General features: G+C 65.8%; 28 protein-coding genes. 3 read left to right on the top strand and 25 right to left on the bottom strand.

All coding sequences use genetic code 11. The features are described 5' to 3' along the window. Positions 1 to 78: 78 nt before the first annotated feature. The 3 genes from Pla108_RS06170 to Pla108_RS20880 all read left to right on the top strand — a co-directional run bounded on the left by Pla108_RS06170 (position 79) and on the right by Pla108_RS20880 (position 2,839). Complete coding sequence (locus tag Pla108_RS06170; protein WP_146443994.1) at positions 79 to 1,323, top strand: 1-acyl-sn-glycerol-3-phosphate acyltransferase; 1,245 nt, start codon at positions 79 to 81, stop codon at positions 1,321 to 1,323. 243 nt (positions 1,324 to 1,566) lie between these two features. Next, positions 1,567 to 2,556 carry a 3'-5' exoribonuclease YhaM family protein gene (locus Pla108_RS06175; protein WP_197526286.1) on the top strand — a complete coding sequence of 330 codons (990 nt, stop codon included), beginning with the start codon at positions 1,567 to 1,569 and terminating at the stop codon, positions 2,554 to 2,556. Positions 2,557 to 2,674: 118 nt separating this feature from the next. Next, complete coding sequence (locus Pla108_RS20880; protein WP_197526287.1) at positions 2,675 to 2,839, top strand: hypothetical protein; 165 nt, start codon at positions 2,675 to 2,677, stop codon at positions 2,837 to 2,839. Between the two features lie 56 nt (positions 2,840 to 2,895). On the opposite strand, the gene Pla108_RS06180 is transcribed toward Pla108_RS20880, so the two are convergent. The 25 genes from Pla108_RS06180 to Pla108_RS06300 all read right to left on the bottom strand — a co-directional run bounded on the left by Pla108_RS06180 (position 2,896) and on the right by Pla108_RS06300 (position 26,426). Next, the gene (locus Pla108_RS06180) at positions 2,896 to 3,657 is read right to left on the bottom strand and encodes a DUF4261 domain-containing protein (RefSeq protein ID WP_146443996.1); all 762 of its coding nucleotides are present in this window, start codon (positions 3,655 to 3,657) and stop codon (positions 2,896 to 2,898) included. Between the two features lie 126 nt (positions 3,658 to 3,783). Continuing rightward, positions 3,784 to 4,869 carry a flagellar biosynthesis protein FlhB gene (gene flhB, locus Pla108_RS06185; RefSeq protein ID WP_146443997.1) on the bottom strand — a complete coding sequence of 362 codons (1,086 nt, stop codon included), beginning with the start codon at positions 4,867 to 4,869 and terminating at the stop codon, positions 3,784 to 3,786. 3 nt (positions 4,870 to 4,872) lie between these two features. Next, on the bottom strand, positions 4,873 to 5,661 hold the full coding sequence (locus Pla108_RS06190; RefSeq protein WP_146443998.1) for a flagellar biosynthetic protein FliR: 789 nt from the start codon (positions 5,659 to 5,661) through the stop codon (positions 4,873 to 4,875). Positions 5,662 to 5,690: 29 nt separating this feature from the next. Further along, entirely contained in the window at positions 5,691 to 5,957 is a 267-nt protein-coding gene (gene fliQ, locus Pla108_RS06195; protein WP_146443999.1) for a flagellar biosynthesis protein FliQ, read from the bottom strand. 129 nt (positions 5,958 to 6,086) lie between these two features. Next, positions 6,087 to 7,055 (bottom strand): flagellar type III secretion system pore protein FliP, encoded by a 969-nt coding sequence (gene fliP / locus Pla108_RS06200; RefSeq protein ID WP_146444000.1) that lies wholly within the window; start codon positions 7,053 to 7,055, stop codon positions 6,087 to 6,089. A gap of 4 nt (positions 7,056 to 7,059) precedes the next feature. Beyond that, positions 7,060 to 8,172 carry a FliO/MopB family protein gene (locus Pla108_RS06205; protein ID WP_146444001.1) on the bottom strand — a complete coding sequence of 371 codons (1,113 nt, stop codon included), beginning with the start codon at positions 8,170 to 8,172 and terminating at the stop codon, positions 7,060 to 7,062. A 137-nt stretch (positions 8,173 to 8,309) separates the two neighbouring features. Next, positions 8,310 to 8,942: a flagellar motor switch protein FliN gene (gene fliN, locus Pla108_RS06210; protein WP_146444002.1), complete on the bottom strand. Its 633-nt coding sequence runs from the start codon at positions 8,940 to 8,942 to the stop codon at positions 8,310 to 8,312. Between the two features lie 63 nt (positions 8,943 to 9,005). Further along, positions 9,006 to 9,557 (bottom strand): flagellar basal body-associated FliL family protein, encoded by a 552-nt coding sequence (locus tag Pla108_RS06215; protein WP_146444003.1) that lies wholly within the window; start codon positions 9,555 to 9,557, stop codon positions 9,006 to 9,008. 4 nt (positions 9,558 to 9,561) lie between these two features. Continuing rightward, complete coding sequence (locus Pla108_RS06220; RefSeq protein WP_146444004.1) at positions 9,562 to 10,272, bottom strand: OmpA/MotB family protein; 711 nt, start codon at positions 10,270 to 10,272, stop codon at positions 9,562 to 9,564. A gap of 85 nt (positions 10,273 to 10,357) precedes the next feature. Continuing rightward, positions 10,358 to 11,128 carry a motility protein A gene (locus tag Pla108_RS06225; protein WP_146444005.1) on the bottom strand — a complete coding sequence of 257 codons (771 nt, stop codon included), beginning with the start codon at positions 11,126 to 11,128 and terminating at the stop codon, positions 10,358 to 10,360. A gap of 24 nt (positions 11,129 to 11,152) precedes the next feature. After that, positions 11,153 to 11,365 carry a flagellar FlbD family protein gene (locus tag Pla108_RS06230; protein WP_146444006.1) on the bottom strand — a complete coding sequence of 71 codons (213 nt, stop codon included), beginning with the start codon at positions 11,363 to 11,365 and terminating at the stop codon, positions 11,153 to 11,155. 85 nt (positions 11,366 to 11,450) lie between these two features. Beyond that, positions 11,451 to 13,952 (bottom strand): flagellar hook-basal body complex protein, encoded by a 2,502-nt coding sequence (locus tag Pla108_RS06235; RefSeq protein ID WP_146444007.1) that lies wholly within the window; start codon positions 13,950 to 13,952, stop codon positions 11,451 to 11,453. A 105-nt stretch (positions 13,953 to 14,057) separates the two neighbouring features. Then, positions 14,058 to 14,837 carry a flagellar hook assembly protein FlgD gene (locus Pla108_RS06240; RefSeq protein ID WP_146444008.1) on the bottom strand — a complete coding sequence of 260 codons (780 nt, stop codon included), beginning with the start codon at positions 14,835 to 14,837 and terminating at the stop codon, positions 14,058 to 14,060. A gap of 46 nt (positions 14,838 to 14,883) precedes the next feature. Continuing rightward, a complete protein-coding gene (locus tag Pla108_RS06245) occupies positions 14,884 to 16,383 on the bottom strand; it encodes a flagellar hook-length control protein FliK (RefSeq protein WP_146444009.1) in 1,500 nt (499 codons plus the stop codon). Positions 16,384 to 16,423: 40 nt separating this feature from the next. Beyond that, entirely contained in the window at positions 16,424 to 17,113 is a 690-nt protein-coding gene (locus tag Pla108_RS06250; protein WP_146444010.1) for a SpoIIIAH-like family protein, read from the bottom strand. Positions 17,114 to 17,123: 10 nt separating this feature from the next. Further along, the gene (fliJ, locus tag Pla108_RS06255; RefSeq protein ID WP_197526288.1) at positions 17,124 to 17,591 is read right to left on the bottom strand and encodes a flagellar export protein FliJ; all 468 of its coding nucleotides are present in this window, start codon (positions 17,589 to 17,591) and stop codon (positions 17,124 to 17,126) included. Between the two features lie 18 nt (positions 17,592 to 17,609). Then, a complete protein-coding gene (locus tag Pla108_RS06260; protein ID WP_146444012.1) occupies positions 17,610 to 18,980 on the bottom strand; it encodes a FliI/YscN family ATPase in 1,371 nt (456 codons plus the stop codon). A 27-nt stretch (positions 18,981 to 19,007) separates the two neighbouring features. After that, positions 19,008 to 19,676 carry a FliH/SctL family protein gene (locus Pla108_RS06265; protein WP_146444013.1) on the bottom strand — a complete coding sequence of 223 codons (669 nt, stop codon included), beginning with the start codon at positions 19,674 to 19,676 and terminating at the stop codon, positions 19,008 to 19,010. Between the two features lie 2 nt (positions 19,677 to 19,678). After that, positions 19,679 to 20,770: a FliG C-terminal domain-containing protein gene (locus Pla108_RS06270; RefSeq protein ID WP_146444014.1), complete on the bottom strand. Its 1,092-nt coding sequence runs from the start codon at positions 20,768 to 20,770 to the stop codon at positions 19,679 to 19,681. A 26-nt stretch (positions 20,771 to 20,796) separates the two neighbouring features. Beyond that, positions 20,797 to 22,443: a hypothetical protein gene (locus Pla108_RS06275; protein ID WP_146444015.1), complete on the bottom strand. Its 1,647-nt coding sequence runs from the start codon at positions 22,441 to 22,443 to the stop codon at positions 20,797 to 20,799. Positions 22,444 to 22,537: 94 nt separating this feature from the next. Next, the gene (fliE, locus tag Pla108_RS06280; RefSeq protein ID WP_146444016.1) at positions 22,538 to 22,864 is read right to left on the bottom strand and encodes a flagellar hook-basal body complex protein FliE; all 327 of its coding nucleotides are present in this window, start codon (positions 22,862 to 22,864) and stop codon (positions 22,538 to 22,540) included. 38 nt (positions 22,865 to 22,902) lie between these two features. Continuing rightward, positions 22,903 to 23,316 carry a flagellar basal body rod protein FlgC gene (gene flgC / locus Pla108_RS06285; RefSeq protein ID WP_146444017.1) on the bottom strand — a complete coding sequence of 138 codons (414 nt, stop codon included), beginning with the start codon at positions 23,314 to 23,316 and terminating at the stop codon, positions 22,903 to 22,905. A gap of 50 nt (positions 23,317 to 23,366) precedes the next feature. Then, positions 23,367 to 23,834, bottom strand: coding sequence for a flagellar basal body rod protein FlgB (locus Pla108_RS06290; protein WP_146444018.1), 468 nt, complete (start codon positions 23,832 to 23,834; stop codon positions 23,367 to 23,369). A gap of 229 nt (positions 23,835 to 24,063) precedes the next feature. Beyond that, the gene (locus Pla108_RS06295) at positions 24,064 to 25,488 is read right to left on the bottom strand and encodes a sigma-54-dependent transcriptional regulator (RefSeq protein WP_146444019.1); all 1,425 of its coding nucleotides are present in this window, start codon (positions 25,486 to 25,488) and stop codon (positions 24,064 to 24,066) included. Further along, positions 25,485 to 26,426: a sensor histidine kinase gene (locus Pla108_RS06300; protein ID WP_146444020.1), complete on the bottom strand. Its 942-nt coding sequence runs from the start codon at positions 26,424 to 26,426 to the stop codon at positions 25,485 to 25,487. Before Pla108_RS06300 ends, Pla108_RS06295 begins: the two co-directional genes overlap by 4 nt. Positions 26,427 to 26,437: the final 11 nt, after the last annotated feature.

The raw sequence follows: 26,437 nt of genomic DNA on the forward strand, positions 1-26,437 counted from the left end.
CACGCCGCCGCCCCGTACGATGCTTTCCGCCATCTGGGTAAACTTTGCCGCCTTGCGACGCCGCCAACGCCGACCCCTATGTTCGAGATCGTCCGCGAAGAGCCCTACGAGTTCGTCCCGCCGGTGGAGTCGCCGCTGTGGTGCTGGATCGTCCGGACGTTCCGGCTGCGGGGCTACATGCGCGACGTCTACCGGGTCGAGACATTCGACTACCGCGGCTCTCAGCATTTGCAGGACTCGCTCGACCGGGGCGCCGGGATCCTCCTGGCGGCGAACCATTCGCGGCTCGCCGACCCGATGGCGATGGGCTTTCTCTCCGGCGACCTCGGGACCGAGCTCTACGCCATGGCGAGCTGGCACCTCTTCATGGAGGGCTGGTGGCAACGGTTCTTGATCCGCCGGATGGGCGCTTTCAGCGTCTATCGCGAAGGGGTCGACCGCCAAGCGGTCAACCAGGCGATCGACATCCTGGTGGAGAACAAGCGGCCCCTCTTGATCTTCCCCGAGGGCGCCGTGTCGCGGCATTGCGACATCCTCATGGAGTTCATGGACGGCCCCGGCTTCATCGCCCGGCAGGCGAGCAAGCGGCGCGAGAAGGCGGGCAAGGGGCCGGTCGTCATCCACCCGGTGGCGATCCGCTACTCCTTCGACGGCGACGTCGACAAGGCGGTCGCGTCCGATCTCGAGGCGATGGAGAAGAGCTTCAGCTGGCAGCCCCAGACGCACCTGCCGACGCACCAGCGTCTCCGCAAGATCGGCGAGGCGCTGCTGACGCTTAAAGAAGTCGAGTACCTCGGCGCGGCGGTCGAGGGCGAACCCCACCAACGGGCCCTCGACCTGATCGCCACGACGCTCCGCCGGATCGAGCAGAAGTGGGGCGTGGCGAATGGCGACAAGGACCTCGGCTACCTAAACGTTGTGGCGCGGGTGAAGAAGATCCGCACCGTTGTGCTGCCCGACCTGATCGCGAAGAAAGTCCCTCCGGCCGAGCGTGAAGACCGCTGGCGCGACCTGGCGACTTGCTACTACCTGCAACAGATCGCCCACTACCCCCGCGGCTACATCACGGGGCAGAACGATCTGCCGGAGCGGGTGATCGAGACGGTCGAGCGGATGGTCGAAGACTACCAAGACCGGGCGAGCTACCACGGCCCGCTGCATTGTACGATCGAGGTGGGTGAGCCGATCGAGGTGAGCGCCGAACGCGACCGCTCGGCCGAGACCGACCCGGCGATGGCGCTCGCCGCGGAGCGGATCCAGGCGATGCTCGACGGCCTCGCCGCCGAACGCCGGACGAAGCTGTTTGGTGAGAAGAAGAATTAGCCGCCGATGGAGTGAGTTGATTGCCGACGCCCCGGCAGCGATGCTACCTCTCAACTGTAGGAGGCGTCTCCCGACGCCGATGACGCGCACCAGGCCGTATTCGGCCAAGAGACCGTTATCGGCGTCGGGAGACGCCTCCCACAGGGGGGTAGTTTGCCCCGGATCAATCCGTGTGCATCCGTGTCATCCGTGGTTCCAACCCGAAGTGGTGAAGTAGTGGCGGCTGAGCCGGCGATTGTGGTAATGGCGGAGATGGCCAGCGGCGAGGAGGGGGATTTTTTCGCCCTCTTGGCCGACAAGCAGACGCTGCTTACCAAAGAAGGTAAGCCGTACTACCGAGTGACGTTCCGCGACGCGGGCCGCGACTGCAGCTTCCCGATCTGGGGCGACGCCCCGCTGGCCGACGCGTGCCGCGACGATTGGAAGGTCGGCGACTTCTACAAGTTACGGGCGCTGTACCGCGAAACCAATTACGGCCCACAGCTCGACATCCGCAAGATCCGCCCCGTCGAGGAGTCGGACACGGCCGACGGGTTCAGCCCGCAGATGTGCCAGCCGGCGTCGCGGTTCAATCCCGAGGAGATGTTCGACGACCTCATCGCGCTCGCCGAGGAGGGGATCGAAGAAGGCCCGCTGCAGACGCTGGTCGTCGGCCTGATGACCGAGCACCGCGACACGCTGCTCTCCTGGCCCGCGGCGAAACGGAACCACCACGCCTTCGCCGGTGGCTACCTCGAGCACGTCCGCAACGTCGCCCGACACGCCTACTACTTGGCGCAGCGGTACGCCGAACTGTATCCCGACATGTCGCCGCCGCTCCGCGTCGATGTGGCGGTCGCCGGGGGCATCCTGCACGACATCGGCAAGCTGCGCGAACTCTACGCCACGGCGATGGGCGCTGACTACACGGCGTCGGGCAGCCTGATCGGCCACATCTTGCAGGGGCGTGATATGGTCCGCGAAGCGGCCGCCGCCCAGGCGATCGCGGGCGAGCCGCTCGACGAAGAGACGCTCTTGCGGCTCGAGCACGTCATCGTCAGCCACCAGCGTCTGCCCGAATGGGGAAGCCCCAAGCCGCCGATGACGCCCGAGGCACTCATCGTGCACTTCGCCGACGACTGCGACGCGAAGTACCAGATGATGCTGACGATCCTCGACGACGACACCGCAGCGGGCCCGCTCACAGGGCGGCGCAACGTGCTGGGACAGGCGGTGTATCGCGGTGGGGAGTAGGGAACCGCCGATGGATGAGACTTAGACGGTCGCCCACGAATCACACGAATCGATTCGAATAAGAGCAAGATTTGACGGCAGGCATCGAAACCTCCGATATCCAGATTGGAGCGATACGATGGCGGAATTTATGGAAGCTTGCTTCGAGCTTTGCCTCTACATTCTCACCGATGAGAAGCCAAGTCGTGCGATGCGGATCACCCGCGCGGTGATCATCTGGCTCGTTCTGTTCCTTATCCTGTCAGCTCTGGTCGTCTTCGGCCTTAACTACTTCTTTGGCTAAGTGCGATCGCTTCCTGGCAGTTGGCATCGGCGTTTATCCGCGTCCATCGGCGGTTCCTAACTGAACTCCAACCGCACCACGTCTTGCTCCGGGTCGATCATCGACTGGTCTTCGCAGATCGTCACCTGTGACTCGTCGGGCAGGCCGATTACTTCGGTGTCCTTGAGCGTTGCGTCGCGCTCCAGAACGTAGTGGGCGATGTTGTAAGCGGCGCCGACCAGTTTTTGCGGGTCGCCATGGTAGTGGGGGACCTCCATCTCGAGTCGGCCGAGGGCGGCGAGGCCGGTGGTGAAGAGGCCGTAGCCTTCGTCCGCTTCGAGCTCGTAAACGCGGAAGTCGATCCAGAGGTTGAGCGGCAGGTCGCTCGCCGACGATTGGGCCGCCAAACTGGCGAACGCAGTCGGCTCGTGGACCGCGCCGCTGCCCCCCCAGACGATCCCGAGCGACGGGGCGTTCTTCGTGACCGCGACCGTCAGCCGCGTTAGGCGGAAGCTGACGTCGATGGCCCGCTTGGTGTCGTCCAGCAGCGTGACGAACAGGTGGGCGACGTGCGGCCGGAGGGCGGCCTCGGCCTCGGGCCAGTACCACGCCGTGGCGCAGGGGCCCTTGAGCCGCTCCCAGGGGATGGGCTTATCGACAAGCGTCACGTTGGCCGTGGCGCCATCGTCCCAGGCGAGCGTGAACGCCCCCGCGGTGCGGCTAGCGACCCGTGGGGCGGGGCTGTCGGGAGCAAGGCGGCCGATTTCAGCGGCGACGGCTTCGGCGTCGGCGAGCGTCTGGTCGGACAGCGCAACGAGGGCAATCGAGGTGGCAGGCATGCGGACGAGTATATCGTCAGCGCCGCCGACGATCGACCGGCGAGCCGGGCGGCGTCAGCCCCCGGAGGGCAGCTGGTACCCGCCTCACTCCGGGGGCTGACGCCTCCCGGCTCGCCTACAACTGCCCTAAGCGGCGCGGGGCGCCCTTGGCGGCTTCTTACCCTTGAGCTGATAGACGTACGCCAGGACCTCGGCGACGGCCGCGTAGCTGTCGGCCGTCACCGGGTGGTTGATCTCGACCTCTTTGTAGAGCAGCTGGGCGAGCGGTTTGCGCTCGACGATCGGCACGTTGTTCTCGAGGGCGAGCCGCCGGATGCGTTGGGCCAAGACGCCGGCGCCCTTCGCGACGACGATCGGCGCCTTCATCGTCTCCGAGTCGTACTGCAAGGCGACGGCGAGTTCGGTTGGGTTCGTGACAACGACGTCGGCTTTCGGCACGGCGCCGGAGATCCGGGCCTGGGCCATCTGCCGTTGCACTTGCCGGCGGCGGGCGGCGATCTCCGGATCGCCCTGCAGGTTCTTCATCTCCTCCTTCATCTCTTGGGCGGTCATCTTGAGGTCCTGCTCGTGCTTCCAGAGCTGGAAGAACAGGTCGGCCAGCGCCAAGATTAGCAGCGCTATACCCGCGGCGAAGACCGTGGCGAACGCCGTGTCGACGATCAGACCCGCCAGGTGGGGAGCGCCCATGCGGGCCGCCTCGAGCACCTCGGTGACCCGGCCCGAGAGGACCATCGCGGTCGAGGCGGCGACGACCGCCACCTTGAACAGCCCGAAGCCGAGCTTCGCGACGCCCTGTGTCGAGAAGAGCCGCCCAAACCCTTTCAGCGGGCTGATGCGGCTAATGTCCGGGGCGAGTCTTTCCGGGACGAACAGGAAGCCGACTTGGCCGATGCTCGTGATCACTCCGGCAACGAGCAGCAGACCGATCACCGGCGCCAGCGCTAGCGCGGCTTCGGAGATGAGTCCGATCAGCATGACGCTGGCGTTGGCGGGATCGGCCACGAGGTCGAACGGCTCGGTCAGCATCCGCCGCATGACGCGCTGCATCACGTCGGCGATGTTCTGGCGGAAGAGCCATAGGAGGCCCGTCCCAACGAGCAACAGCACGGCCGAGCCGAGGTCTTGGCTGTACGGGACTTGCCCCTTCTCGCGCGCCTGCTGGCGGCGGTGCGGGGTTGCGTCGAACGACTTTTCGCCAGATTGCTCCGCCACGGGTTACGGCGCTCCCACCGAGTCGGCGAGCGACGTGATGGCCGACGTCAGCGGGCCTTGGTAGGCGTACGCGACGGCGCCCATCGACGCCATCATCACGCCGAGCGTCAGCATCGCGTTGATGCCAAAGCCGACGACCATCGTGTTGATCTGCGGCAGCGTGCGGCTGATGAGGCCAAGCACGAGCGTCGCCAGGAAGAGCGCCAGCAGCAGCGGCGCCGACGTGCGGACGCCGAGTTCGAAGCCGACGCCTAGCAGGCCGATAAACCCCATCGCGATGTCGTCGATCTCGAAGCCGCTGCCCGGCGGGGCGAGGCGTAACGTCTCGAGGAGCCCGTCGATCAGCTGGTTCAGCCCGCCTGCGGCGACGAAGACAGCCGAGACGACGAGGTAGTAAATCTGCCCAAAGACGCTGGCGGTGTCGCCGAAGACGGGGTCGGCGCCCTCGGCAAGGGCCATGCCGCTCATCTGCCCGACAATCTGACCCGTGAGTTGAACGCCCGAGAGGACGACCATCAACCCAAGCCCGAGCGCTAGACCAACGACGACTTCTTTACCGGCCAACGCGCCGAGCTCGATGAAGGTGGTCGCTGTCGGCAGCGGCGTCGTCATCGTCTCGAGGGTCATGGGGGTCACGAGGCCCGCCATCGCGACCGCCATCAACACTTTGAGCCGTAGCGGCATCGACTTGTCGCTCAGCACCGGCGCCGTCGCCACCACCGCTCCGACCCGCGCGAGGATCAGAGCGAACGTGACGCCCAGTTCCGTCAGTTGCGTTTCGAGGCCGGACATCCCTAAATAACTCCTGCGCGTCAGTGAAGCTACAGCGTGGACGGGATCTCTCGGAAGAGATTCTCCGAATAGTCCATCAACTGGGCGAGGATCCAAGGGAGCGTGATCGCCAGGGCGAGGCCCATCGCGACGAGCTTCGGCACGAACGCGACCGTCTGCTCCTGGATTTGCGTCAACGCCTGCAGCAGACCGATCACCAAGCCAACCACGACGCCCGCGATCAGCACCGGCGCCGCAATCACCGACGTCATAAACAACGCGTCGCGACTGATGTCGATAGCGAGTTGAGGGTCCATGGAAAGCGGCTTACCGATTGCAGATGACTAAAGACATAGCAGACAAAAGTGACATCGAGCCGCGCACGAAGTAAGCGGAGGGGCGTCGATCGGAGAAAGCGAACCACCCGTTCATACGAAGGGACACCGCTAGGCAATACTCTCCATCAGCATCCCGATCACAAGCGTCCACCCGTCGAGCAACACGAACAAGAGGAGCTTAAACGGCAACGAGATCAACACGGGCGGCAGCATCAGCATGCCCATCGAGATCGTCACGCTCGCCACGACAATGTCGAGGATCACGAAGGGGAGGTAGACCTGGAAGCCGATGAGGAACGCCGTCTTGAGCTCACTGAGCATGTAGGCCGGCAGCATCGCGGCGAGGGGGACGTACTCTTCGTCCTCCTGCGGATCGTAGAGGGCGTAGTTCGCTCGTAGTTCGCCCGTCTCCTCGTCGTACGATTCGGGGAGGCGGCGGAGGAACAGCAGCACGCTCGCCTGATTTTTTGTGCGGTGGACTTGTTTGCCCATAAAGTCACGCAGTGGCGCCGAGGCGTTGTCGAACGCCTGGTCCATGGTGAGCCGGCCTTCGGTGTAGGGCTTGACGCCGTTCTGGTAGCTCTCGGTCCAGACGGGCGTCATCACCAACAGCGTCACGAAGAGCGTGATCGAGGTGAGCACTTGGCTCGGGGGCGCCTGCTGGGTGCCGAGGGCCTGACGTAGAAGTCCAAGCACCACGATCACCCGTACAAAGCAGGTCGTCATCAGCAGCACCGCCGGGGCGAGGCTGATGACGGTCATGAGCAGCATCACCTGCAACGTCGAGCTGAGGCGCTCGGGCCGCGTCCAGTCCTCGGGGCTGCCGATGCCGAGCAAGCCGTCGGCGACGTCGTTGCCGGACGTGGACTTTTCCTCGGCGATTTCAGCGGCGTCGATGATCGTGACGCCAGGCGAGACCCCTACCGACGAAGCCGACCCAATCGACGATGACATCGCGGGCGCCGACAACGGCGTCGCTGAAGCGATGGCTTCGAACTCATTCTGGGCTGACGCCGAACCGGCGAGCAACAGCACGGCGAGGACCGGTGTCGCCAGCTTCTTGAGTGGGCTTTGCATTAGGTCAACCATCGCCGCGACCTCCCGGGGTGTTGGCGTAGGCGGCGGCCAGCGACCGTGGGTCAAAGGCGCCGTCGGCGAAGCCGAGCGAGTCGCCGCGGCTCTCCTGACGGTCGTCTAGAAAGCCGGGCCGTGTCCGCTCGCCTTCCATCTGACGCAAGAACGCATCGAACTCGGCGGTCGAGCCGCGTCCGCTCTGGGCGTCGCACGCGGCGACGAGGCGGGCGACCTCTTCGGGGTCGGTGATTTCGGTGAGCGTCTCCATGCCATCGGGCGACACGGCGATCAGCACGAGCTTCTGGCCTATGCGGACGAGCTGGGTGACCTGCTTGCCCCCCAATGGCGCGCGCCCGAGAACCTCAACGACTTCCCGCGGCAGCGGCCGCGACGACTTGGGCGCGAGGCAGCGGAGCAGCCAGACGAACGAGATCAGCAGCCCAACCGCGATCGCCAACCCGGCGCCGGTGGCCGTAAGCGTCTGGGACGAGGGCCGCCAGTCCAACATCGACTGCAACGGGTTGGCGAGCCGGCCGTCCGACGTTGGCCTCGCGTCTTTTGGTGCGAGGGAGGAACCGAGCAAGCGACTAGAGCGGTCGCTTGGCGCCGGCGCTTCGGCAGACGGATTCGAGGGGGTTTTGGCGGGGGGCGCCGGAGTCGCGACCGGTTCCTTCGCGTTTGAAGCGGCGAGAGGGGCCGGATTTGTGAGCGGAGTTTCGGGCTGAGCCGTTTCGTCGACCGACGGCGTCGCGGGGTCGCTTGGCTTGGACGCCGTCGCGAAGAGGGCTTCCTCGAAGGGGTCGAACTGCCGTGGCTCCGGCACGTCGGTGTCTTCCCGACGGGGCGCTTCGCTCGGCGAGACAAGCGACAACGTCGAAGGGGACGGCGTCGAAGGGGGCGGCGCGAGGGGCGACCCCATTCCCAACGCATGGAACGCGGCTGGCTCGACGTGGGTATCGATGCGGCGCATTCCCTGGGGGCCGGCTGACGAGGCGCCGGCGGGGCGCATCCGCTCGTAGGCGTCCGCGGGAACCAACACATCGTTGTCACCGGCGCTGGCCGAAGTCGACGCGACGAGCGCGGCGAGTGCTAGCAGCGGGGGGCAACAACGTGTCGGCATCGTCTGCGGTCGTCCTTGAGCCAATCCGCCGAGATTCGGCGCGAAATTGGCTTATAGGAGCGCTCGCCCGAGGGGGCCAGACCAACCGCGCCGGCCAACCCACAAAGATTCGGGCGCCAGCACGCCGAGAGACGCGGTCACGCCACCGCCGAATCGCCGACGATGAGCTCGGTGACTCGCACACAGAAATTGTCGTTGAGGACCAGCACCTCGCCGCGGGCGATCAGCCGGCCGTTGACGTAGACATCGACCGGATCGCCGGCGAGTTTGTCGAGCGTCACCACCGCGTCGCGGCGCAAGCGGAGGACGTCCTCGATCGGCATGCGGGTGCGGCCCAACTCGATCTTCAAATCGAGCTGCACGTCGCGGACGAGTTCGAGCGTCGCGGCTTCGGTGTTGGCCGGAGACCCGCCGAACGACTCGAGGCGGAACGGCTGGACGCCGTCGGGGAGACTCTCGGCGTCGAGCTGATCGATCGACGCGATCGCCGCCTGGGCCTTGTCGAGCAGCAATTCAACGTCACTGGACGGGCCTGTGCCCGCGCCCAGCGAGGCGGCTGTTGAGGGCCCGGAGGCGACCGCCGAGGCGGCGGCGGGTGTCGCCGACGGCGTGGCGCCGCCGGAGATCAACGCCTCGATCTCGTCTTGGCCGAGCGCAAAGGTGTCGCTGGCGGGCTCGCTCGCCGGCGGCGGCGCCGGTTTAGAGCTCGAGCCGGCCGAGGAGAGCAAGGCCTCGATATCGTCTTGATTGAGTTGGGCGTCGTCCGACATGTCGCCTCGGGCCCCGGTTAGAGGGCGCCGTCGCTTCCTTGCGTGTCTGTCGATCGCCGAACGCTAGCGTTCGATGAAGTTCAGCTTGGTGAAAACCACTTCGCGCACCATGGGGCGCCCGAGAGAGCGATTCGTCTTCTCAAGTATCTGACGCTTGATCAACCCCAACCCGGCGTTGGCGAGGTCGGCGGATTCCGCGGCGTGTATCGTCAGCATGATCTGTTCGTGGATTCGGCTGGTGTTCGCCTGGAACTCCTTGAGGAAATCCTCCTCTTCATCTGCTAGCACCACGCCATACACCGAGAAATCGACGTTCAGCGTCGTGTCGCTGTCCGGGTTGAAGCGGGTGATGTTGTCGGTGAGCAGCTCCACTTCGCGCGTCACCACGCCGGCGTCGACCGTCGCGCCGTCTTGTTGCTCGATCTCGGCGTCTTCGCCCTTGGCGGCTCGGGAGAGTTCCCGCGCCAGCTTCTCGGTCTCTTCGGCGGATGGGATCAGCATCGCGGCGCCGACGACCTCGACCAGCACCAACGCGGCGATGATGCCGACCGCCTTGGCGAGCCGCGTCAACCCGGCAAACAGTGAGGCTTTGCTGTCTTTTTCTTGATCTGACATGACGCTATTCCGTGGTGTTCGCGCGGGTAACCGGCTCGTCCCACATCAGCACCTCGACGCGCGCGTTGCTACGTCGGCTTTCGATGTCGATGCGGTCGTCGAGGGGCTCGTGCGAACCGGCCGAGCCCAAACGGATCCGCTCGGCGTCGATGCCGAGCTCGATCAGGTAGTCTTTGACGATGTCGGCCCGCTTCATGGCGAGTGACCAGTGGGTCTCTCCCTGGGGGGGCGGCTTTCGAGACGCGTGCCCGCGGACCTCGATCTTCTGTGGTTTGCCGGCGATCTGCTCGGCAATGATCTTCAGGCTCGCCTTGGCTTCGTCGTCGAGCAGCACCCCGTCCTCTTCGAAGAAGACGGTCCCGCCGACGGTCGTGTCGCGTCCCGGGCGGATCGTCTTCACGAGCGAGTCCTCGCCGGTCACCGACTTGACGGGGTTGCCGCCGCGCATGATGTCTTTGCGCTTGGCGCGCCCCATCGTCGCCATCGACTGCATCGAGGCGTTCGTCGGGGTGCTGTTGCCGGGGATTAGGGCCGCCATCGACGCCTCGTGGCCAAACTGCTTGCGCATCGACTCCAGCATCGCCTGGAACTTCTTTTCTTCTTTGATCTCACTCATCGAAACGAGCATGATGAAGAACGTCAGCAACAGCGACATCATGTCGCCGAAGGTGACGACCCATTCCGGGATGCCGGGGGGTTGTTCTTCTTCAACCATAAGGTGCGATTGGCGGCGTGACGGGTGGAAAGGCGAGGGGCCTGAGCGGTAAGTCGGCTAGCGGCCCGCGTCCGGCTCACGCTTGTCAGGCGGCGTCCTCGGACGGCCTTTGCTTCGGTGGGATGAAGGTGTTGAGTTTTTGCTCGATCACGCGCGGGTTCTCACCCGATTGGATCGCCATGATGCCGCGGACGATGATGTCCATCGTCAGCCGCTCTTTCTTGCTGATAAAGCCGAGCTTCTCGGCAAACGGCAGAAAGATCACGTTCGAGGCGATAGCGCCGTACATCGTCGTCAGCAGGGCGACGGCCATGCCGGCGCCGATCTTCGAGGGGTCGCTCATGTCGCCCAGCATGATGATGAGTCCCATCAGCGTGCCGATCATGCCAAACGCCGGGGCGAAACGACCCATGCAGTCGAGCAGTCCCTTGCCGGTTGCGTGACGAGTGGCGACCGCGTCGATCTCGGTGCGGAGGATGTCCTCCATCACCTCGGGACGCGTCCCGTCGACCGCCATCTGGATGCCAAGCTTGATAAAGTCGTTATCGATTTCCGCGACTTTGCCTTCTAAAGCCAACAGACCCTCACGGCGGGCCGTCTCGGCGAGGGAGACAATCTGCTTGATGATGTCGCCCGTGGTGTCGACCTTCCAAAAGAGCGTCTTCATGGAGACGCCGAAGACGCTGAGGAAGTCGGGCAGCGGGTATGAAATCAGCGTCGCCGCGATGGCGCCTCCGATGACGACCATCAACGACGCGGCGTCAATGAACGCGATGAAGCTGCCACCACCGAGGACGATGGAGACCAGGATCAGCACGATCGATAAGCCGACGCCGGCGGCGGTGGCGATGTCCATGACGCGATCGGAGGGGGTGAACTTCTAGTTGGTCGGGCGCTTCGCTGGGGCGGGCACCAGCCCTTTGGTCTGTTGGTACTCGAGCGTGAGCCGCATCACCTCGTCCATCGTCTGGGCGACGACAAGGCGTTCTCCCGAGGTGAGCGTGATAAACGTGTCCGGCCGTGACTCGACGTACTTGATCAGCTCCGCATTGAGCAGAAACGCTTCTCCATCGAGTCGACTTAGCCGGATCATCGTCACCACCCTCCCAACCCGCAGCCGACCCTGCGGCGCGCAGGATCGGATCGCGAAAACCTAGCTCACGCCGGCGCGCCGGGGATCATCGGTTCAGCGCAAGTAGCTCGTCCAGCAGCTGCTGGGCGGTTGAAATCACCCGCGATCCGGCCTGGTACTGGGTTTGGGCCAGGATCATCTTCACCAGGTCCTGACCGATGTCGGTGTTGGACAACTCCACGGCGCCGGCGGTCAGGCTGCCGATGCCGTCCTCGCCGGGCGTGCTGACGAACGGGTCGCCCGAGTTGACGCTCACGGCGTAGAGGCTGCTGCCGATTTGGCGGAGGCCCTTGTTGTTGGCGAACCGCGCCATCAGCACCTGCCCCAAGAGCCGCTGGGTGCCGTTGGAGAACTGCCCCTGGATGAGGCCGCTGTCGGTGATGATGAAGTCGGTCAGCACGCCCGGCGGGAAGCCGTCCTGGCGGACCATGTTGAAGCTGCTCACCGCGTTCCCCGACGAGTCGGTCTCGGCGAGCGACGTCACTTGCGAGAAGTCGAGCGAGATCTCCAACGGCGACTCACCGGCCGTCAGTTCGCGGGCGATGCTGATCCGCGCACTGGGTGAGCTGATCAGGTTGCCACGGCTGTCGAACACCATCAGGCCGTTGCCGATCGCGGTCGTGAGTTCTGGCGCCGCGGGGTTGCTGTCGCCGCTCGTCGCGTACCAGCGGTAGGTCGTGCTGTTGCTGTCGGCCTTCTCGAGCACCGTGGTCATCCGGACCGTCAGCGGCGATCCCAGCGAGTCGTAGACCAGGAACTCGGTGCTTGTGCCGGGTCCGTTCGCGTCTTGCGACTCGGAGAAGGTCAGGTCGATCGTCTGCGGGGCGACGGCGCCCGCCGGGGTTAACCGGAATCCGGTCAGCGGGATCGAGACCGTGTTCTCTTCGCCGAAGTTGCTGGTGACGCTGATGACGCCGTTCGCGATCGAAACGGTTCCGCCGCCGAGCGGCAGCGGCGAGCCGTTGACGTTGGACTGCACCTGGAGGCCGAGCGCGTCACTCATGAAGTCGACAAGATTCTGCACCGTTGTCGTCGCGGTGATCTCGAGCGTCTGCGAGTCGAGGAGGCTGCCGCCAACTTCGCCGACAAATCGAAGGGTTCCCAGCTCGGCGAACGGGGTGGAGTAGGTGTTGCCGTTCCGGACCTGGAGGTCGCTAAGGAGCGTCCCTCCCGCGGCGCCTACGCCATCGAAGTTCAGCTGGTCGTTGCCGGTGATGTCCGCGCTCGGTGTCTTGTCGACATAGCTGTCGTTCCCGGGGGTCGGGAGCGGCAGGTCGTCCACCTCGTAGAAGGTAGACGAGTCGCCGGTGGCGTTCCGGTAGATCTTCAAGCGGCTGTAGTTCGGGTCGGTCGGGAGTTGCAGATCGGAGAGGTCGAGCCGCACCCCGCTGTCATCGTCGGTCACCGCCAGTGGCCCCAAAGCCAACGAGGGGCGTGACTCGTTGCCGTTCGCGGGATTCGCGTAGGTGATGTAGTAGGTGTACGAACCGTTCTCGAGCGTGTCGGTATCGAGCGACGCCGTCAGGCTGGCGTCGGCAACCGTGTCAGCGAACGTCGTGGTTCCCGTCAGAACATTGCCGACGTATTTAAACTCCGAACCGTCCGCCTCGGTGCGGTAGATGTTCATGCTCGACCAAGGATTACCGGGGTTGCCGCTCAAGTCAGGCAGCCCGGTGAGATCGATCTGGTCACCCAAGGCGATTGGTCCGGCAGGGCTGAAGATCGTCGAAGCGGTGCTCTCTTGGCCGTTGTCGTCAACGAAGGTGACCCGGTATCGATACGTGCCCGCCGACAAACCCGTGGGGCTGCCGGGGGTCGAGGAGGTGGCGGTAGCAGGATTCGGCGGGACCCGGATTTCGAGGTCGTCCGCGGTGAAGTAGTCCGTCGACACGAACGGGTCGGCGCCGGTGCCGGCGCCCGTCGTTATGATGCCGTTCGGGTAGGCGACCGACGCGTCGCCGATGAACTCCGATTCGGTGATCGCCGGGACGGTCCCCGGGACGACGGTCGGGTTGAGCACGCCTTGGAAGTTGGCCTCGGTCGTCGCCTGCGCGACCCGCTGGCCGCCGAGCGGGATCTCGATCGGCACCGGCGACGCGGTCTGGAGCTCGTAGCGCTCGTTGACGGCGTAACCAAGCAGTTTGTTGCCGTTGGCGGTGACCACCTGGTTGGACGAGTTGAGACCGAGCTGCCCATTCCGGGTGTAAAGCTGTTCGCCCTGCGAGCCTTGCACCATCAGAAAGCCGTCTCCCTGGATCGCCAGGTCGAGCGGGTTGGAGCTGATCTCGATCGTCCCTTGGCCGAAGTTGGGCGAGATCTCCGCCACCTTCACGCCGAGGCCGATCTGACGCGGGTTGGTGCCGCCGTTGCGGTCGCTCGGCGCCGAGCCGATCGACTGTGTCTGGAGGAACTGCGTTGCGAAGATCACGTCGGACGCTTTGAAGCCGACCGTGTTCGAGTTCGCGACGTTGTTGCCGATGACGTCGATCGTCGTCTCGGCCGCCTGGAGGCCCGTGAGGGCCGTGGTCATTGAGGATTGCAGACCCATGGCTTTCCGCTCCCGTCTATTTCTGGGGTTGTTGGTGAGGTCGTCCGCCGGATGTCGACGGCGACCCGCCCCTTTGTGTAAGTTTCAGCGACCCTGTGTTGGCCGCTACTTCAACGTCTCGACGCCGCTGACGTTCGATAGTTTGATGCTCACCGAGTCCGCGTAACGCAGGATGCTCCGCTGGCCGGTGAGGGTCTCTTCGCCCAGTTCGGCGACTGCGTCGGTGAAGCTCGTTGACAGACCATTGGGCATGACGCCGACCAACTGCGGATCGGATGCTCCATCGGTCCGGTAGACCTTCCGAGAAACCTTCGAGTCGAGCTGCGGCAGGTTCTCCAAGCGGATCGACCCCTTGTAGTCATCCCCGAAGTCCGCTGTATCGACCTCGGCTTGCACACTGAAGAGGCCGTCGTCGGTTTCCCAGACCACCTCGTACTTGTAGGTCCCGTCGGGAATACCCCCATCGATTGTTCCCGCGCTAGCGCCCGTCTCGATAGCGAGCTCGAGCCGCGGCGCCCCGTCGTTGATCGAAACCTGCTGGACGGCGCCGAGAACGCGCTGACCGCTGTCGGTGAGCCCCTGGACCTGCTTGCCGATCAGGTTGGACGCCGTGGCGATGTTCTGACCCAGCAGCACCGAATCGAGCGTCTCGCTGAGCTTGTCGCTCGCCCCGATTTCGCGGATCTGTGAGATCGTGTTGAGCATCTCCTGGTTGTCCATCGGCTCCAGCGGGTCCTGCTGCTGAAGCTGGGTGAGCATCAGGTCCAGGAAGGTGGTTAGATCGAGACTCTCGATCGAGTTGGTCGAGTAGGTGCCTGGTTGCGATACCTGAGCGGCTTTCGCCTGGGCGGCTGCGTAGGCGGCGTTGTCGTCGATTGCGGACATGGTTTTTTCTCTTAGGACCTCTTCCGAGTGCCAGGCGAAGCCTGTGCTACACGACGAGGTTGATGCCGTTGTTTGTGAAGGTGATCGTGCGCGGGGAAGCCGTCGCGCCGGACGTTTCGCCGCCGCTCAATTTGGCGGGCGCCGCCGGTCGCGCCGCGGGACGGTTTTGTCGTTCCTCGGACCGCTGCTGGTTGTCTTGCTGCTGGCGCCAGTCGCCGCCACGCTGCTGCGCCTCGTCGCGGACTTCGACATCGAACTTGTCGATGCGGATGTTCTGCTGATCGAGCCGTTCCCGTAACGCCGGAAGATTGTCGAGCAGCGCATTGCGTGCGGCGGGGGTCTCGACCTCCATCTTGGCGGTCATTACCCCTTCCTTCACTTCGATCTTCACCTGGAGCGCGCCGAGCTCGGGCGGACTCAGCCGCATCTCGACCGGACCGCCGCCACGCTGCTGCGCCATGTCGATCGCCCGCGTCACCCGAGAGACAAACCGCGCGGGGTCGATCGTCGGCGTCCGATCGAGAGGGTTCGCCTTGTCGGCCGACTCGACAGCGGCGCCGTTACGCCGCTCACCGCCTTCTCTCGAAGCCGGCGTAGCGCTGTCGACGCCCTGGGCGTCCGCGCTCTTGTCGTCGTCCGAGTGGCGGTGCGTCACGGTCGCCGTCGGCGCCGTTGCGGCCGAAACGGTAGCCGGGCTCGGGCCGGGACGCGCCTCCTCGTCGGCGGCGTCGCCGTCCGCGGCCGCCTGCTCTGTCGAGGACGCTTCGTCGGAGGCTTCGCTCGCCTGGTCGGTGACCGTCGGCTGATTGGTCAACGCGCCGGCCGCCGCTGTTTCAGCTTGGGTGTCGTCAACGGGATCAACCGCGATAGCGACAGCCCCCTCGTCGGTAGTTGTGGTCGCCTCGACCGTCGTTTCGATCGTCGTGTCGAGGGACGCGTCGGCGCTGGCGTCCGAGTCAGTAAGCGCCGCTGGCAACAGGTCGCCCGACTCGCCGCCTTCTGCAGCCGACGCCCCGTCGGTCGCCGGCGAGGGACTCGCTACGGCCGGGGTGTTGGCGACGGGCTGGGTGGGCGGCAGCGCGGGGTCGATGCCTTCGATCCCGTCGGCCGCGGCCGATACGTCGATGGAAGTCGCCGCCTCGTCGGGAAGAACCACGTCGGGGCCCGTCTCGAGGACGATCGTTTCCGTCACGATGTAGGTTGAAAGCAATGCGGCTTCCACCGGATCGATTTCACCCAATTCATCAGGCGTCGGGTCGTCGGCGGTTGAATCGGTCTCCGTGGACTCGGCCGCTACTTCCGTAGAGGTTTCGGACGCGTCCGATGCGTCTTGGGCGACGGTCTTATCGTCCTTAGCGTCAGGGTTGGCGTTCTCCGAAGCCTTCGGAGTCGTTTCGGCGGCCGGCGGTGGGGCATCGGACGCGTTGACCGCCTCGTTCAGGCGATCGCCGAAGCTGTCGCTGGCCCCGCCGGAGGACTCACGCCGCGCCGGGGCGGGCGCCGTCAGCGTCAGCAGCGAGGGGGCCGAGTGGATTGAATCGTTCATAGCCTGGGGCCGCGGTCAGCGGCGGGGCGGGGGTGGCTTGTCATTTACCGAGTTGGTTCATCGCTTCTTCGAGAACGCGCTTCTTCTCTCCCCCTTCGAGCTGCTGTTCCTGGAGGCTGTGGAGCTGGTCGAGTTCGGCCGCCCCTTCAAACCGGTTGAGGATGTCGGCCCAGGTGTCGATCGGCATCACGTTGATCAACTGGATGACCTCGTCCATTGCCTTCTGCCTCTCCTCGGGGTCGCTGCCACCGCTGTTGAGGATCCGCAGCAGCAGTTCTTTGCCCTTGTCCGGCTTCGCGACCTTGAGGTCGCGGACGACATTCTTCACACCTTCGAGCACCGTTTCGGTGCTGACCTGGTCGATGCGTTGGCGTAGTTCGGTCGCCATGTCGTCAATTCGGTCGCGTTGCTCGATCAGTTGCGCGAGGCTGTGGTCGAACTCCGTTTTCCCGCGTTGCAGCGATTCTTGCCGAACTTCGTAGTTGCGCATCGCCAGTTCGCGGAGGCGGCGTTCTTCAGCCAGAGACGGCTCTTCGGGGGGAGTGTTTCCGTCGATCGGTGTGCTGGGCGCAAGCTTCTCGGTGGTCTCGACGCCATGGATCAACGCCACAATGCGGAACATCCGCTCGTCGGTCAGACGTTCGGTCTTCCACAAGTAACCAACCCCGAGGGCCGCGGCGAGGACCGTGGCGACCGAGGTGTAGCCGATAATGGCGAACAGGAAACGCATGTCGGGCTCCTCAAATCTCCTGGGTCAGTTCTGAGGAACGCCGGCGTTGGGCGAACGCCATCCGCGATCCGTGTTCGTCCATGAGCTTCGCCTCACGCCGCGCCGCTTCCTTTCGTTCGGCCTCTTCTTGGCGTTCTCGGAGCACCTCGATGGCGCGAACTTCGCGGTCCGCTTCGGCGACCAGTTGCCGGCGTCGGTCGATTTCGCGGTCAACGGCGGCGATGTTCTCGTTGAGGGTCCGTTCGTCGGCCCGGAGGACCAGCTCGTACCGGCCGGCGCTCATCAGCCAAGCGGTGTCGAGCCGCGCCGCGGCGAGGCGGCGTTCTTCGAGCAGTTGAGTGAACTGCGCCGTCAGTTCTTCGTGCTTCGTCGCCAAGACTTCGGCCGCTCGCAGGCCATCGGCCAGCTGCGCGCGCGCCGCGTCACGCCGCGCTTCGCGCAGTCGGGCGACCGTCTCGAGTCGGAACGGACGTCTCACGTTGATTCCAGTAAGGGGTTAAGTGCGTTGGCCGGTGGTGGTCGGCGCCGGGTTGGCCGGCCGCGGTCGCGTCGCGGCGCCGGCGGCCTTGTTGGCGAGTTGAGTCAGCGTCGCGACGACCTCTTCGGGCGTGATCTTGTCGGCGGTCTTTTGCTGCAAGAGGGCGTCGATCTCGGTGCGGAGTTCGATCGCCGCGTCGACCGTCGGGTCGGCGCCGCGGCGGTACGCGCCGATCGAGATCAGGTCGGCGTTCTCGTTGAGGGCGGCGAGCAACCGGCGGACCGTCTGCGCCGCCGCCAGCTGTAGCGGCGTCGTCACTTCGGGCATCAATCGGCTGATGCTTTGGGTGATGTCGATCGCGGGATAATGCCCCCGAGCGGCGATCTTCCGACTCAGCCAGACGTGGCCATCGAGGAGACCCCGGAGGCAGTCGGCGATCGGGTCGTCGGGGTCGTCGCCTTCGACGAGCACCGAGTAGAAAGCGGTGATGCTGCCCCGGCTGGTCCGTCCGGCCCGCTCGACCAAACGCGGTAGCAACGCAAACGTAGAAGGCGGGTAGCCCCGCGTTGTCGGAGGCTCGCCTGCCGCCAAGCCAAGTTCGCGGCTTGCTAGCGCGGTGCGTGTCAGCGAATCGACGAGCAGCAACACGTCGCGCCCTTGATCGCGGAAGTGCTCGGCGATGGCGGTCGCTGTGGAAGCGGCCCGGAGACGCATCGGCGCCGGTTCATCGCTGGTCGCGACGACCACCACGCTCTTCTTTCGCCCTTCGGGACCCAGGTCGCGTTCTAGGAACTCATTGACTTCGCGGCCTCGCTCGCCGACGAGGCCGATGACGACGACGTCGGCGGCGGTGTTGCGGGTCATCATGCCTAGCAAGGTGCTCTTGCCGACGCCCGACCCGGCGAACACACCGAGGCGTTGCCCGCGGCCACAGGTGAGCATGGCGTCAATCGCTCGGACGCCGGTCGGCAGCGAGTCTTTGATCGGGGGGCGATCGAGCGCCGGATGCGGCGCGCGGTCGACCGAGACGCGGGAAGGGAGGGCGGGGCGGGGGAGTCCGTCGATCGGCTCTCCGCTGGCGTTGACGACGCGTCCGAGCAGGGCGTCGCCGACCGAGAGTTGTCGTGTCGTGCGGACCAACCGAACCGGCTGGCCACGGTGGACGCCGGCGAGACTCCCCAGCGGCGAGACCATGGTGAGCCGTCCCCGGAAGCCGACCACCTCGCCTTCGACGCCGCCCCGGTCGGTGCGCCGGCGGGCGCCGATCTGCACCACCGAGCCTACCGGCGCAGCGAGGTCGGCGACCGTGGCCAAGAGGCCGGTCGTTTCGACGACGCTGCCGACCAGTCCGGTCGGTTGCGCTCGGGCGACGATAGCGAGGTCGTCCACGGGGTGGTTCGTTGGGAGGTTGGAGGCTTATGTAAGTTCTTCGAAGACGCGGTCGAGCTGCGTGGTCAACTGCTGATCGATCGAGCCGTGGCGTGTTTCGACACGGCACCCGCCCGCGTCGATCGACGGGTCGGCGAGGAACCGGGCGTCGCCGATTCCGCCCATCGACGCGGCGAGTTTCTCGGCGTGGCTACGGAGGTGCTCCATGTCGCTTGGCGCTAGGCGGATCGTGATGTCGCTGGCGCCGGCGGCGAGCTCAAGCGCTTCGGTGAGCCAGGTCTCGCTGATGGTCGCATCCTGGGCGAGTTCGCGGCGGACGATCTTCTCGGCAATGGCGACCGCCAAGCCAACCGCCGATTCGCGCCAGTGAGCCTGCCACTCGCCCCGCGCCGCCTCGAGGCCGGCGACGACCTGAGCCAGCGCCGGTCGGAGCGTCCGCAACTCTTGGCCGATCTGCTCGTCGAGCCGCTTGGCGATGGTCGCTTCGGCGGCGGCGTGGCCCTCGGCCTCGGCCCGCTTGCGGATCGCATCGGCCTCTGCGTTTGCCTTCTCGACCGCTTGGGAAGCGGCGGTGCGGACGTTCCGCACGTAAGCGTCACCTTGCGACGCCATGTCGCTGAAGGTGAAGGTCGCGGGCTGGGGCGCCTCGTCGACGCCGCCGTTCGGCCGGGCGCCTCGGCGAAGAATGCTAGCCATGGTTATGCCCCCGTCTGTTGAGTGAGGCGAGCGGCCCGACGGCGATTGACCATCGCCTCGACCGCCAGGAGCAGCCGGTTCTGCGCCGCGTCGATCTCAGCGAGCGTGGTCGGGCCGACTTGGTGGATTCGAGCATAGAGGGCGCGCGACGCTCCCCGGGGCAAGCCGCTGGCCAATCGTCCAACGATCGCCTCCGGAGCCGCGGCGAGGGCGAGCAACGCCTGCCGTGATTCAAGCGTCCCGAGCGCCTCGGCGAGGAGTCGGCCATCGACACGCTGGAGGTCGTCGAGCGACAGCTGTGGCGTTGGCGCTGGGCGCTCCGGTTGCGGCGCCGGACGGCGAGGCGTGGTCGATTCCGCCGCAACCGGCTTGGGCGGCTCCGGCGCCAAGTCGGCGAGCGAGGCCGCAATCTCGGGCTCACTTTCCGCGAGGCTCCGCAGCAAGGGCCCTCGCTGTGATTCGGGAGTCGCGGCGAAAATCTGACGGATCGTCGCCACTCGGGTTGCGCGGCGCTGGTGCTCGTCACGCTTACGATCGACCCAGTCGGAGAGCCCCGCGGCAATGACGCGGAGGCTATCGGGATCGGCGTCGTCTTGCTCGGCGAGTTGGGCGACGACCTTCGATTGCTCCGGCGCCGGCAGGCACTGGAGCACGCCGGCGCCGAGCTCGGGGGGTAAGTACCGAATCACGACAGCGATCGCCCGCGGCTGTTCCCGCGAGAGATACTCAGCGATCGCTCGTGGGTCGGCGTCGCGAAGCTGCCGGAGCCAAGCGGCGCCGTCTAGCGGACTCGGAGGCGTCGGCGTCGGGGCAGGGGCGGCGGCGGGGACCTGGAACGTTGGCGCGTGCGAGCTGAGTTGTAGCTCGACCGAACCATCGGAGGAGACCGGCGACGCTGGCCGCGAATTGAAAGCCGGCTCGTCCGTCTCGACGGATTCTTTGTGCTCTTCCGCCTGGAGTCGGGCGATCGCCGCGCGTAGCAGCCCCGCCTCTTCCGCCGAGAGCCGGCCGAGCATCGCGGCGGCCGCATCGGGGGCGAGCCCGCGGACGAAGGCCGCGGCGTGGTTGAGCGAGTTGTCAGCGACGGGCGTCATGCCTCATCCGCGGTTAGTGAACGGCGTCATGCCGCGTTGTTGATCCAAGACCGCAAGATGGCTGCGGCCGCGTCGGGGTCGGAGGCCACCATGTCGGACAGGTCGTCTTTCAGGGAGTCCGACTTGCGTAGCTTGAGCTTCGGCCGCTGGGGCTCGTCGTCGTCGGCGGAGGCGTCGTCGTGCGTCTCACCGTCGAGTTGCAGCGAGGGGAGCGAGCTGGTTGGGTTGGCTTTGCCATTGGAGGTGACCATCGACCGAAGCATCACCAACCCAACCATCGCGAGGCAGAGCATGCCGATGGTGTTGACATGCCTTCCCGCAAAACTGAGCGCGCCCATCGCGGCGGATGTTTCGGGGAGCGGCGTCTGGGGCAGGTCGGTGACGAAGTTGACGGTGACTTGCTTAAACTCGTTCTCGCCAAGGGCCAGCTTCGGCAGCAGCGGTTTGACGATGTTCTCGATGTCGCCCTTGATGGTCGCCTGCATCTGCTCGAGCTCGTTCTGACCAATCTCCTTCGGCTCGTCGCCTTCCGGGACCGGGTTCCGCTCGCGGTACACCGCTTTGACGTAGGACATCGGCACGACCACGCTCGCCTCGGCCTCTTCCAGAGAGAAACCGGCTGTCGAGGTTTCGGTGCGACGCGTGCCCACGCCGCTGGCGATGTCGGTCGTCTCGTTCTTCTTGGTCGTTTGTTGCTGGCGCGCGACAACGTCGTTGCGGTTCACGCCGTTCGGGCCTTGGGCTTCGAGGCCGACACGGTCGCCGTTCCCGCCGGTCGAGGTTGACTCCTCTTGCAGACGCGTCGACTTCGTCAAGGCGACCGCCTCTTTCTCGGGTGTCACCTCGACGACGTGCTGCTGGGTCTTCGGATCGATTCGAGGGTTAACCTGGACGCGGACGCCGGGGATGAAGGCCAAGTTCTGGAGGATCGACTGACGCACCCGCTTCGATTCCATCGCCCGCAGGCGGTAAAGCGGGTGATCGAAGTCATCGGGGCTGACCTCGCCATCGGACCCGACGTTCACGTCATTCCCGAGATTGGTGACGACGACATTCTCGATCGGCACGTCGCACGCCTTGGAGACGAAGTCCTTGACGGTCCGCATCCGCTGCGAGCTGATTGACTCGCCGACCGCCGGCAAGAGGCTGACGGCGGCCGACGCGTGGCGGCCGGCGCGGAGGCCGTTCTCTTGGCGTTCGTTGTAGATGACGTTCGCCTTGGAGACCCACGGGAAGTCGGCGAGGATCAGCGACGCCTGGGCCTCGCGGGCGGCCCGGAGACGCTGCATCTTGGTTTCGCGGAAGTCGAAGAGGCTGCCGCCATTGATCGCGTCGTCCATCAACTGGTGGAACTCCGGGGGGAGCTCGCCCGCGTCGGCGATGGCGGCGATCGCGGCGTTCTTCTGGGCCCGGCTGACGCGGATCTTGGTCCCTTCGGTCGTGAACTCGATGTCGGCGGCGGCCATCGCCGACTCCATCCGCGGCAGAATGCTGCGGTCGATCGATTCACCGCCGAACAGGTACTCGTCGGGACCGGTCGTCGCTTGTTGGAAGAGGAACCCGACACTGACCACGACCACCGCCAGCAGCAGCCCCGCCGTCACGCGCGCGCCGGGCGTCATCGACGCGAACAGCTCGCGGAGTTGGGCGATGGTTTGGTTGAGGAAGTCCATGTCTTACGATTTCAGCGGTCGGCCGGAGTGGTGGATAATTCGAGCGGGCCGCCAGCAACCGCTAGCGACCTAAATGGCGACCCAGTTGGTGAGCCTAGATCCGCACGTCCTGGATTTCGCGGTAAACGTCCATCAGCTTGTTACGGACCTGCATCGTGAGGCGGAACGCCATGTCGGCCTTCTGTACCGCGGTGAGGACCTCGGCCGGGTTGACGTCGCCGCCGGTGAACAAGGCCTCGACGGCTTGGTCGGCCTGCTGCTGCATGCCGTTGACGTTTTCGATCGAGTCCAGCAGCAGGTTCTTGAACGAGCCGGCGTCCTTGGCGGGCGACGCCTCGCCGGCGATCGTAAGCCGCTGGCTTGGCAGCGGCGTCGCGCCGACCAGTCGGCCGCCTGAGGCGTTGGGGTTGATCGCGTTCATAGGACGACCGTGGTGGTCGGGGTGGTTTGGTTAGCGGATCAGACGATGATCTGCAGCGTTTGGCGGCCGAGGTCCTTGGTGATTTCCATCACGCCGATGTTGGCCTCGTAGGCGCGGGTCGCTTCGAGCGCGTCGACAAACTCGGTGGTCATGTCGACCGCGGGCATGGCGACGTAACCGGTGTTTGGGTCGGCGTCGGGGTGCTCGGGCAAGTACCGCATCACCGGCGGGTCGTCCGACATCTCGACGCTGGCGACCTGCACGCCGACGCCGCCCGCGGCAGTCTGCTTGTTGGGGTCGGTGGCGAACGTGACGTAGCGGGGTTGGTAAGGCTTCGCTTCGCCGAGTTCGTTGCGGGTGGTCGAGATGTTGGCGAGGTTCGAGGCGATCGCGTCCAGTCGCGCCCGTTGCGCTACGAGGCCGCTCGTGCTGATGTCGTAAGCGGTGAACATCGCCTTGACCCTCGGTCGTTGGTGGCGGTTTTAACGAAACTGCGAATTAGCTAAGCAACCGTCTCGCTGATCGCCGATCGCAACTGACGGAACTGTTGCGACATGAGCGTGATGGCGAGGTTGTGAAGACTTTGGTTCTTGGAGATCTCGGTGACTTGCGATTCGAGCGTCACGTCGCGATTGTCGTGGTAGACGAAGGACTCCATCGATTCTCGGACGCCGTCGAAAGGATCGCCGTCGTTGCCGTTGTCGGTCGCGCCGAGTGTGACCAGCCCGTCCCCCTCGCCAGCGGACACCGGGCCGAACACCATCCCGTCGCCGGGGCTGTAGGCCTTGTGTTTCGAATCGATGGCGGTGCGGAGACTCGACTGGAACGCTTGGGGCGAGAGGTCGCGAGACTTGTAGTCGGGTGTGTTGAGGTTCGCAATATTGCCCGCCAAGACGCCGTGCCGCGCCTGCGTGAACTGGACCACCTGTTCCAGCACCGGGAGGGTCGAGCTTGCGTAAGGATCGAGCATCGTGGGTCTCTCCTGCCGTACGGGCCAGCCAAATGGGCCAGCCGTGCGAACCAGTCGGACGGGCCCGGCACAACGGGCTCCGCAGAGCGTGTAGCAGAAGACGTGCCGCTGACGCTAGACGAAGAAAACCACGCGGTTCGGCCGGTCTTGCCGAGAGCGCAGCAGCGAAGCCCCGGCAGGTCTTGCCGATAGCAGCGGCGCCAGGCGCCGATTGACGCTCAGCGTGGCTCTAGGCGGCGCGGGACGAAAGATCCTTCTCGCCCGGCGCAACGCCGTAGCTCCGCAGTTTGCCGCTGAGGGTCCGCACGCCGATGCCGAGGGCTTCGGCGGTCTTCTGTCGGTGCCCGTCGAAGCGGGCGAGCGTAGCGAGGATCATCCGCCGCTCGACCTCGGCGAGGCTCGAGCCGATCGGCAGGGTGGTCGCTTCGGTGGCGGCCGCGTCGGCGCCATCCATGCTGTCGCGGCGGAGCCACGGCCGCACCAGGTCGGCCGAGACGGAGGGCCCGTCCGCTAGCACGCAGGCCCGTGTCACCACGTTGTGGAGTTCGCGGACATTGCCAGGCCAGCGGTGCGAGAGAAACAGATCGCGGGCCGCCGCGTCGAGCGTGAGCCGCTCGCGGCCGAGCCGCTGGCTCGCTTGGCTCAAAAAGTGTTCGGTAAGTTCCAGCACGTCCTCGCCCCGCTCGCGGAGCGGGGGCGCCTGAATCGGGACGACGGCCAAGCGGTAATAAAGGTCTTCCCGGAAACGCCCGGCAGTGACCTCGCCGTTGAGGTCGCGGTTGGTGGTCGCCATGACGCGGACATCGACCCGCTGCGAAACGCTCGAACCGACCCGCTCGAAGGCGCGCTCCTGCAGCACGCGGAGCAGCTTGGCTTGGAGGCCGAGGTTGATCTCGGTGACTTCGTCGAGCAGCAGCGAGCCGCTGTCGGCCAGCTCGAAGCGACCGACCCGGTCGGCGTCGGCGCCGGTGAAGGCGCCGCGGCAGTGGCCGAAGAGTTCGCTCTCGGTCAGTTGTTCCGACAGGACGGGACAGTTGAGGCTGACCATCGGCCCGGTCCGCCGACCGCTGAGGGCGTGCAGCGTCTGGGCGATCATCTCCTTGCCGACGCCGCTCTCTCCCTGGATCAGGACGGTCTCGTCGGTCGCGGCGATGCGGGCGATCCGCTCGCGTAGCGATTGCATCGCCGTGCTCGAACCGATCATCGTCGGCGCGGCGCCTTCGGCCGAGGATTCGACAGCCTCGACGTTCGACTGCAGGTGCTTACGCTGCATCGCCCGGGCGACGGACGCCTCCAAGCGATCGACGTCGTACGGCTTCTCGAGATAGTCGAACGCGCCGTGACGCATCGCCTGGACGGCGGTCTCGACGCTGGCGTGGGCCGTCACCATCAGCACCTGCACGCGATGGCGCAGCCGCTCGATCTCGCGGATCAGGTCGAGACCGCTCATGCCGGGCATCTGCAGGTCGGTGACGACTACGTCGAACGACCCGTTGCGCAGCAACGCGAGCGCCTCGGCGCCGCTCGAGCAGGCGGTCGCTTGGTGCCCGACATGGCGGAGCACGTCGGCGACCGACTCGCGGGCGACGGCGTGGTCATCGACCACAAGCACGGCGCCGTGCGGCGTTTCGGTGGGGTTGGGGGGCTTGGTCACGCGGCGGCCTCCTGGGCCATCGGTCGAGGCAAGCGGAGCGTAAAAGCGGCGCCCCCTTCGGGGCAGTTCTCGGCGACCACGGCGCCGCCGTGCGCTTCGGCCACGTGCGCGACGACCGAGAGGCCAAGCCCGGTGCCGGTTTCTTTGGTGCTGAAGAACGGCTCGAAGAGGCGTCCTTCGTCGCCGTCGTGGATCCCCGGGCCGCTGTCGGCGATCTCGAGCTCGAAGCCGTCGAGGCCCTCACAAGCCGTGACCACCAGGTCGCCGCCATGGGGCATGACGTCCAGCGCGTTGAGCATCAGGTTGAGCACCGCCCGGCGGAGCATCTCGCGATCCGCCCACAGCACGGTGGCCGGCGGCACGTCGATCTCGACTTGGACGTCTTGCGCCTCGAACTGCGGGGCGAGCGACTGCGTGATCTCTTCGACCAACTCGCCGACGACAAAGTGCGTCGCATGCGGCTGACGGTGGGCGCTGAACGCGAGCAAATCGTTCACAGTGGCCTCCAGAGCGGTGAAACCGGCTTCGGCTTTGCCGAGCACGTCGAGTCCCTTGGCGTCGCCGGTGAGGCTCCGCCGCAGCAGGCTGAGGTAGAGCGTGATCGGCGTCAGGCTGTTACGCACTTCGTGGGCGACGTGCGACGCCATCTCGCCGAGGTCCGCCAAACGGTTCTTACGAGCCAGCTCGCGGTTCTTCACCTCGAGTTCGGCCGTCAGCCGGGCGACTTCGTCGCGGAGCTGGGCGTGGGTCTTCTCGAGCCGCGACGTGGCGGTCTGCCAGGCGTCGAGCAGTTCCGACAACTCGGGCGTCACCCCCTCGAGGGCTTCGGGCTCGAGGGCTTCGGGCTCGGGGGCGCCGGGCTCGACGTGGTCGTCGCCACGATAGAGCGACAGGCCGACGGCCGCGGGCCGGAGGTCTTCGTTGGAAGGATTCGCCATGGGGTCGCCTG

The organism is Botrimarina colliarenosi (assembly GCF_007859955.1).
Classification (GTDB): domain Bacteria; phylum Planctomycetota; class Planctomycetia; order Pirellulales; family Lacipirellulaceae; genus Botrimarina; species Botrimarina colliarenosi.

What these genes read in the sequence shown, in the direction of transcription:
- Pla108_RS06170 (WP_146443994.1), top strand. Translation starts at nt 79, where the DNA reads ATGTTCGAGATCGTCCGCGAAGAGCCCTACGAGTTCGTCCCGCCGGTG.
- Pla108_RS06175 (WP_197526286.1), top strand. Translation starts at nt 1,567, where the DNA reads ATGGCGGAGATGGCCAGCGGCGAGGAGGGGGATTTTTTCGCCCTCTTG.
- Pla108_RS20880 (WP_197526287.1), top strand. Translation starts at nt 2,675, where the DNA reads ATGGCGGAATTTATGGAAGCTTGCTTCGAGCTTTGCCTCTACATTCTC.
- Pla108_RS06180 (WP_146443996.1), bottom strand. Translation starts at nt 3,657, where the DNA reads ATGCCTGCCACCTCGATTGCCCTCGTTGCGCTGTCCGACCAGACGCTC.
- Pla108_RS06190 (WP_146443998.1), bottom strand. Translation starts at nt 5,661, where the DNA reads ATGTCCGGCCTCGAAACGCAACTGACGGAACTGGGCGTCACGTTCGCT.
- fliQ (WP_146443999.1), bottom strand. Translation starts at nt 5,957, where the DNA reads ATGGACCCTCAACTCGCTATCGACATCAGTCGCGACGCGTTGTTTATG.
- fliP (WP_146444000.1), bottom strand. Translation starts at nt 7,055, where the DNA reads ATGCAAAGCCCACTCAAGAAGCTGGCGACACCGGTCCTCGCCGTGCTG.
- Pla108_RS06205 (WP_146444001.1), bottom strand. Translation starts at nt 8,172, where the DNA reads ATGCCGACACGTTGTTGCCCCCCGCTGCTAGCACTCGCCGCGCTCGTC.
- fliN (WP_146444002.1), bottom strand. Translation starts at nt 8,942, where the DNA reads ATGTCGGACGACGCCCAACTCAATCAAGACGATATCGAGGCCTTGCTC.
- Pla108_RS06215 (WP_146444003.1), bottom strand. Translation starts at nt 9,557, where the DNA reads ATGTCAGATCAAGAAAAAGACAGCAAAGCCTCACTGTTTGCCGGGTTG.
- Pla108_RS06220 (WP_146444004.1), bottom strand. Translation starts at nt 10,272, where the DNA reads ATGGTTGAAGAAGAACAACCCCCCGGCATCCCGGAATGGGTCGTCACC.
- Pla108_RS06225 (WP_146444005.1), bottom strand. Translation starts at nt 11,128, where the DNA reads ATGGACATCGCCACCGCCGCCGGCGTCGGCTTATCGATCGTGCTGATC.
- Pla108_RS06230 (WP_146444006.1), bottom strand. Translation starts at nt 11,365, where the DNA reads ATGATCCGGCTAAGTCGACTCGATGGAGAAGCGTTTCTGCTCAATGCG.
- Pla108_RS06235 (WP_146444007.1), bottom strand. Translation starts at nt 13,952, where the DNA reads ATGGGTCTGCAATCCTCAATGACCACGGCCCTCACGGGCCTCCAGGCG.
- Pla108_RS06240 (WP_146444008.1), bottom strand. Translation starts at nt 14,837, where the DNA reads ATGTCCGCAATCGACGACAACGCCGCCTACGCAGCCGCCCAGGCGAAA.
- Pla108_RS06245 (WP_146444009.1), bottom strand. Translation starts at nt 16,383, where the DNA reads ATGAACGATTCAATCCACTCGGCCCCCTCGCTGCTGACGCTGACGGCG.
- Pla108_RS06250 (WP_146444010.1), bottom strand. Translation starts at nt 17,113, where the DNA reads ATGCGTTTCCTGTTCGCCATTATCGGCTACACCTCGGTCGCCACGGTC.
- Pla108_RS06265 (WP_146444013.1), bottom strand. Translation starts at nt 19,676, where the DNA reads ATGGCTAGCATTCTTCGCCGAGGCGCCCGGCCGAACGGCGGCGTCGAC.
- Pla108_RS06270 (WP_146444014.1), bottom strand. Translation starts at nt 20,770, where the DNA reads ATGACGCCCGTCGCTGACAACTCGCTCAACCACGCCGCGGCCTTCGTC.
- Pla108_RS06275 (WP_146444015.1), bottom strand. Translation starts at nt 22,443, where the DNA reads ATGGACTTCCTCAACCAAACCATCGCCCAACTCCGCGAGCTGTTCGCG.
- fliE (WP_146444016.1), bottom strand. Translation starts at nt 22,864, where the DNA reads ATGAACGCGATCAACCCCAACGCCTCAGGCGGCCGACTGGTCGGCGCG.
- flgC (WP_146444017.1), bottom strand. Translation starts at nt 23,316, where the DNA reads ATGTTCACCGCTTACGACATCAGCACGAGCGGCCTCGTAGCGCAACGG.
- Pla108_RS06290 (WP_146444018.1), bottom strand. Translation starts at nt 23,834, where the DNA reads ATGCTCGATCCTTACGCAAGCTCGACCCTCCCGGTGCTGGAACAGGTG.
- Pla108_RS06300 (WP_146444020.1), bottom strand. Translation starts at nt 26,426, where the DNA reads ATGGCGAATCCTTCCAACGAAGACCTCCGGCCCGCGGCCGTCGGCCTG.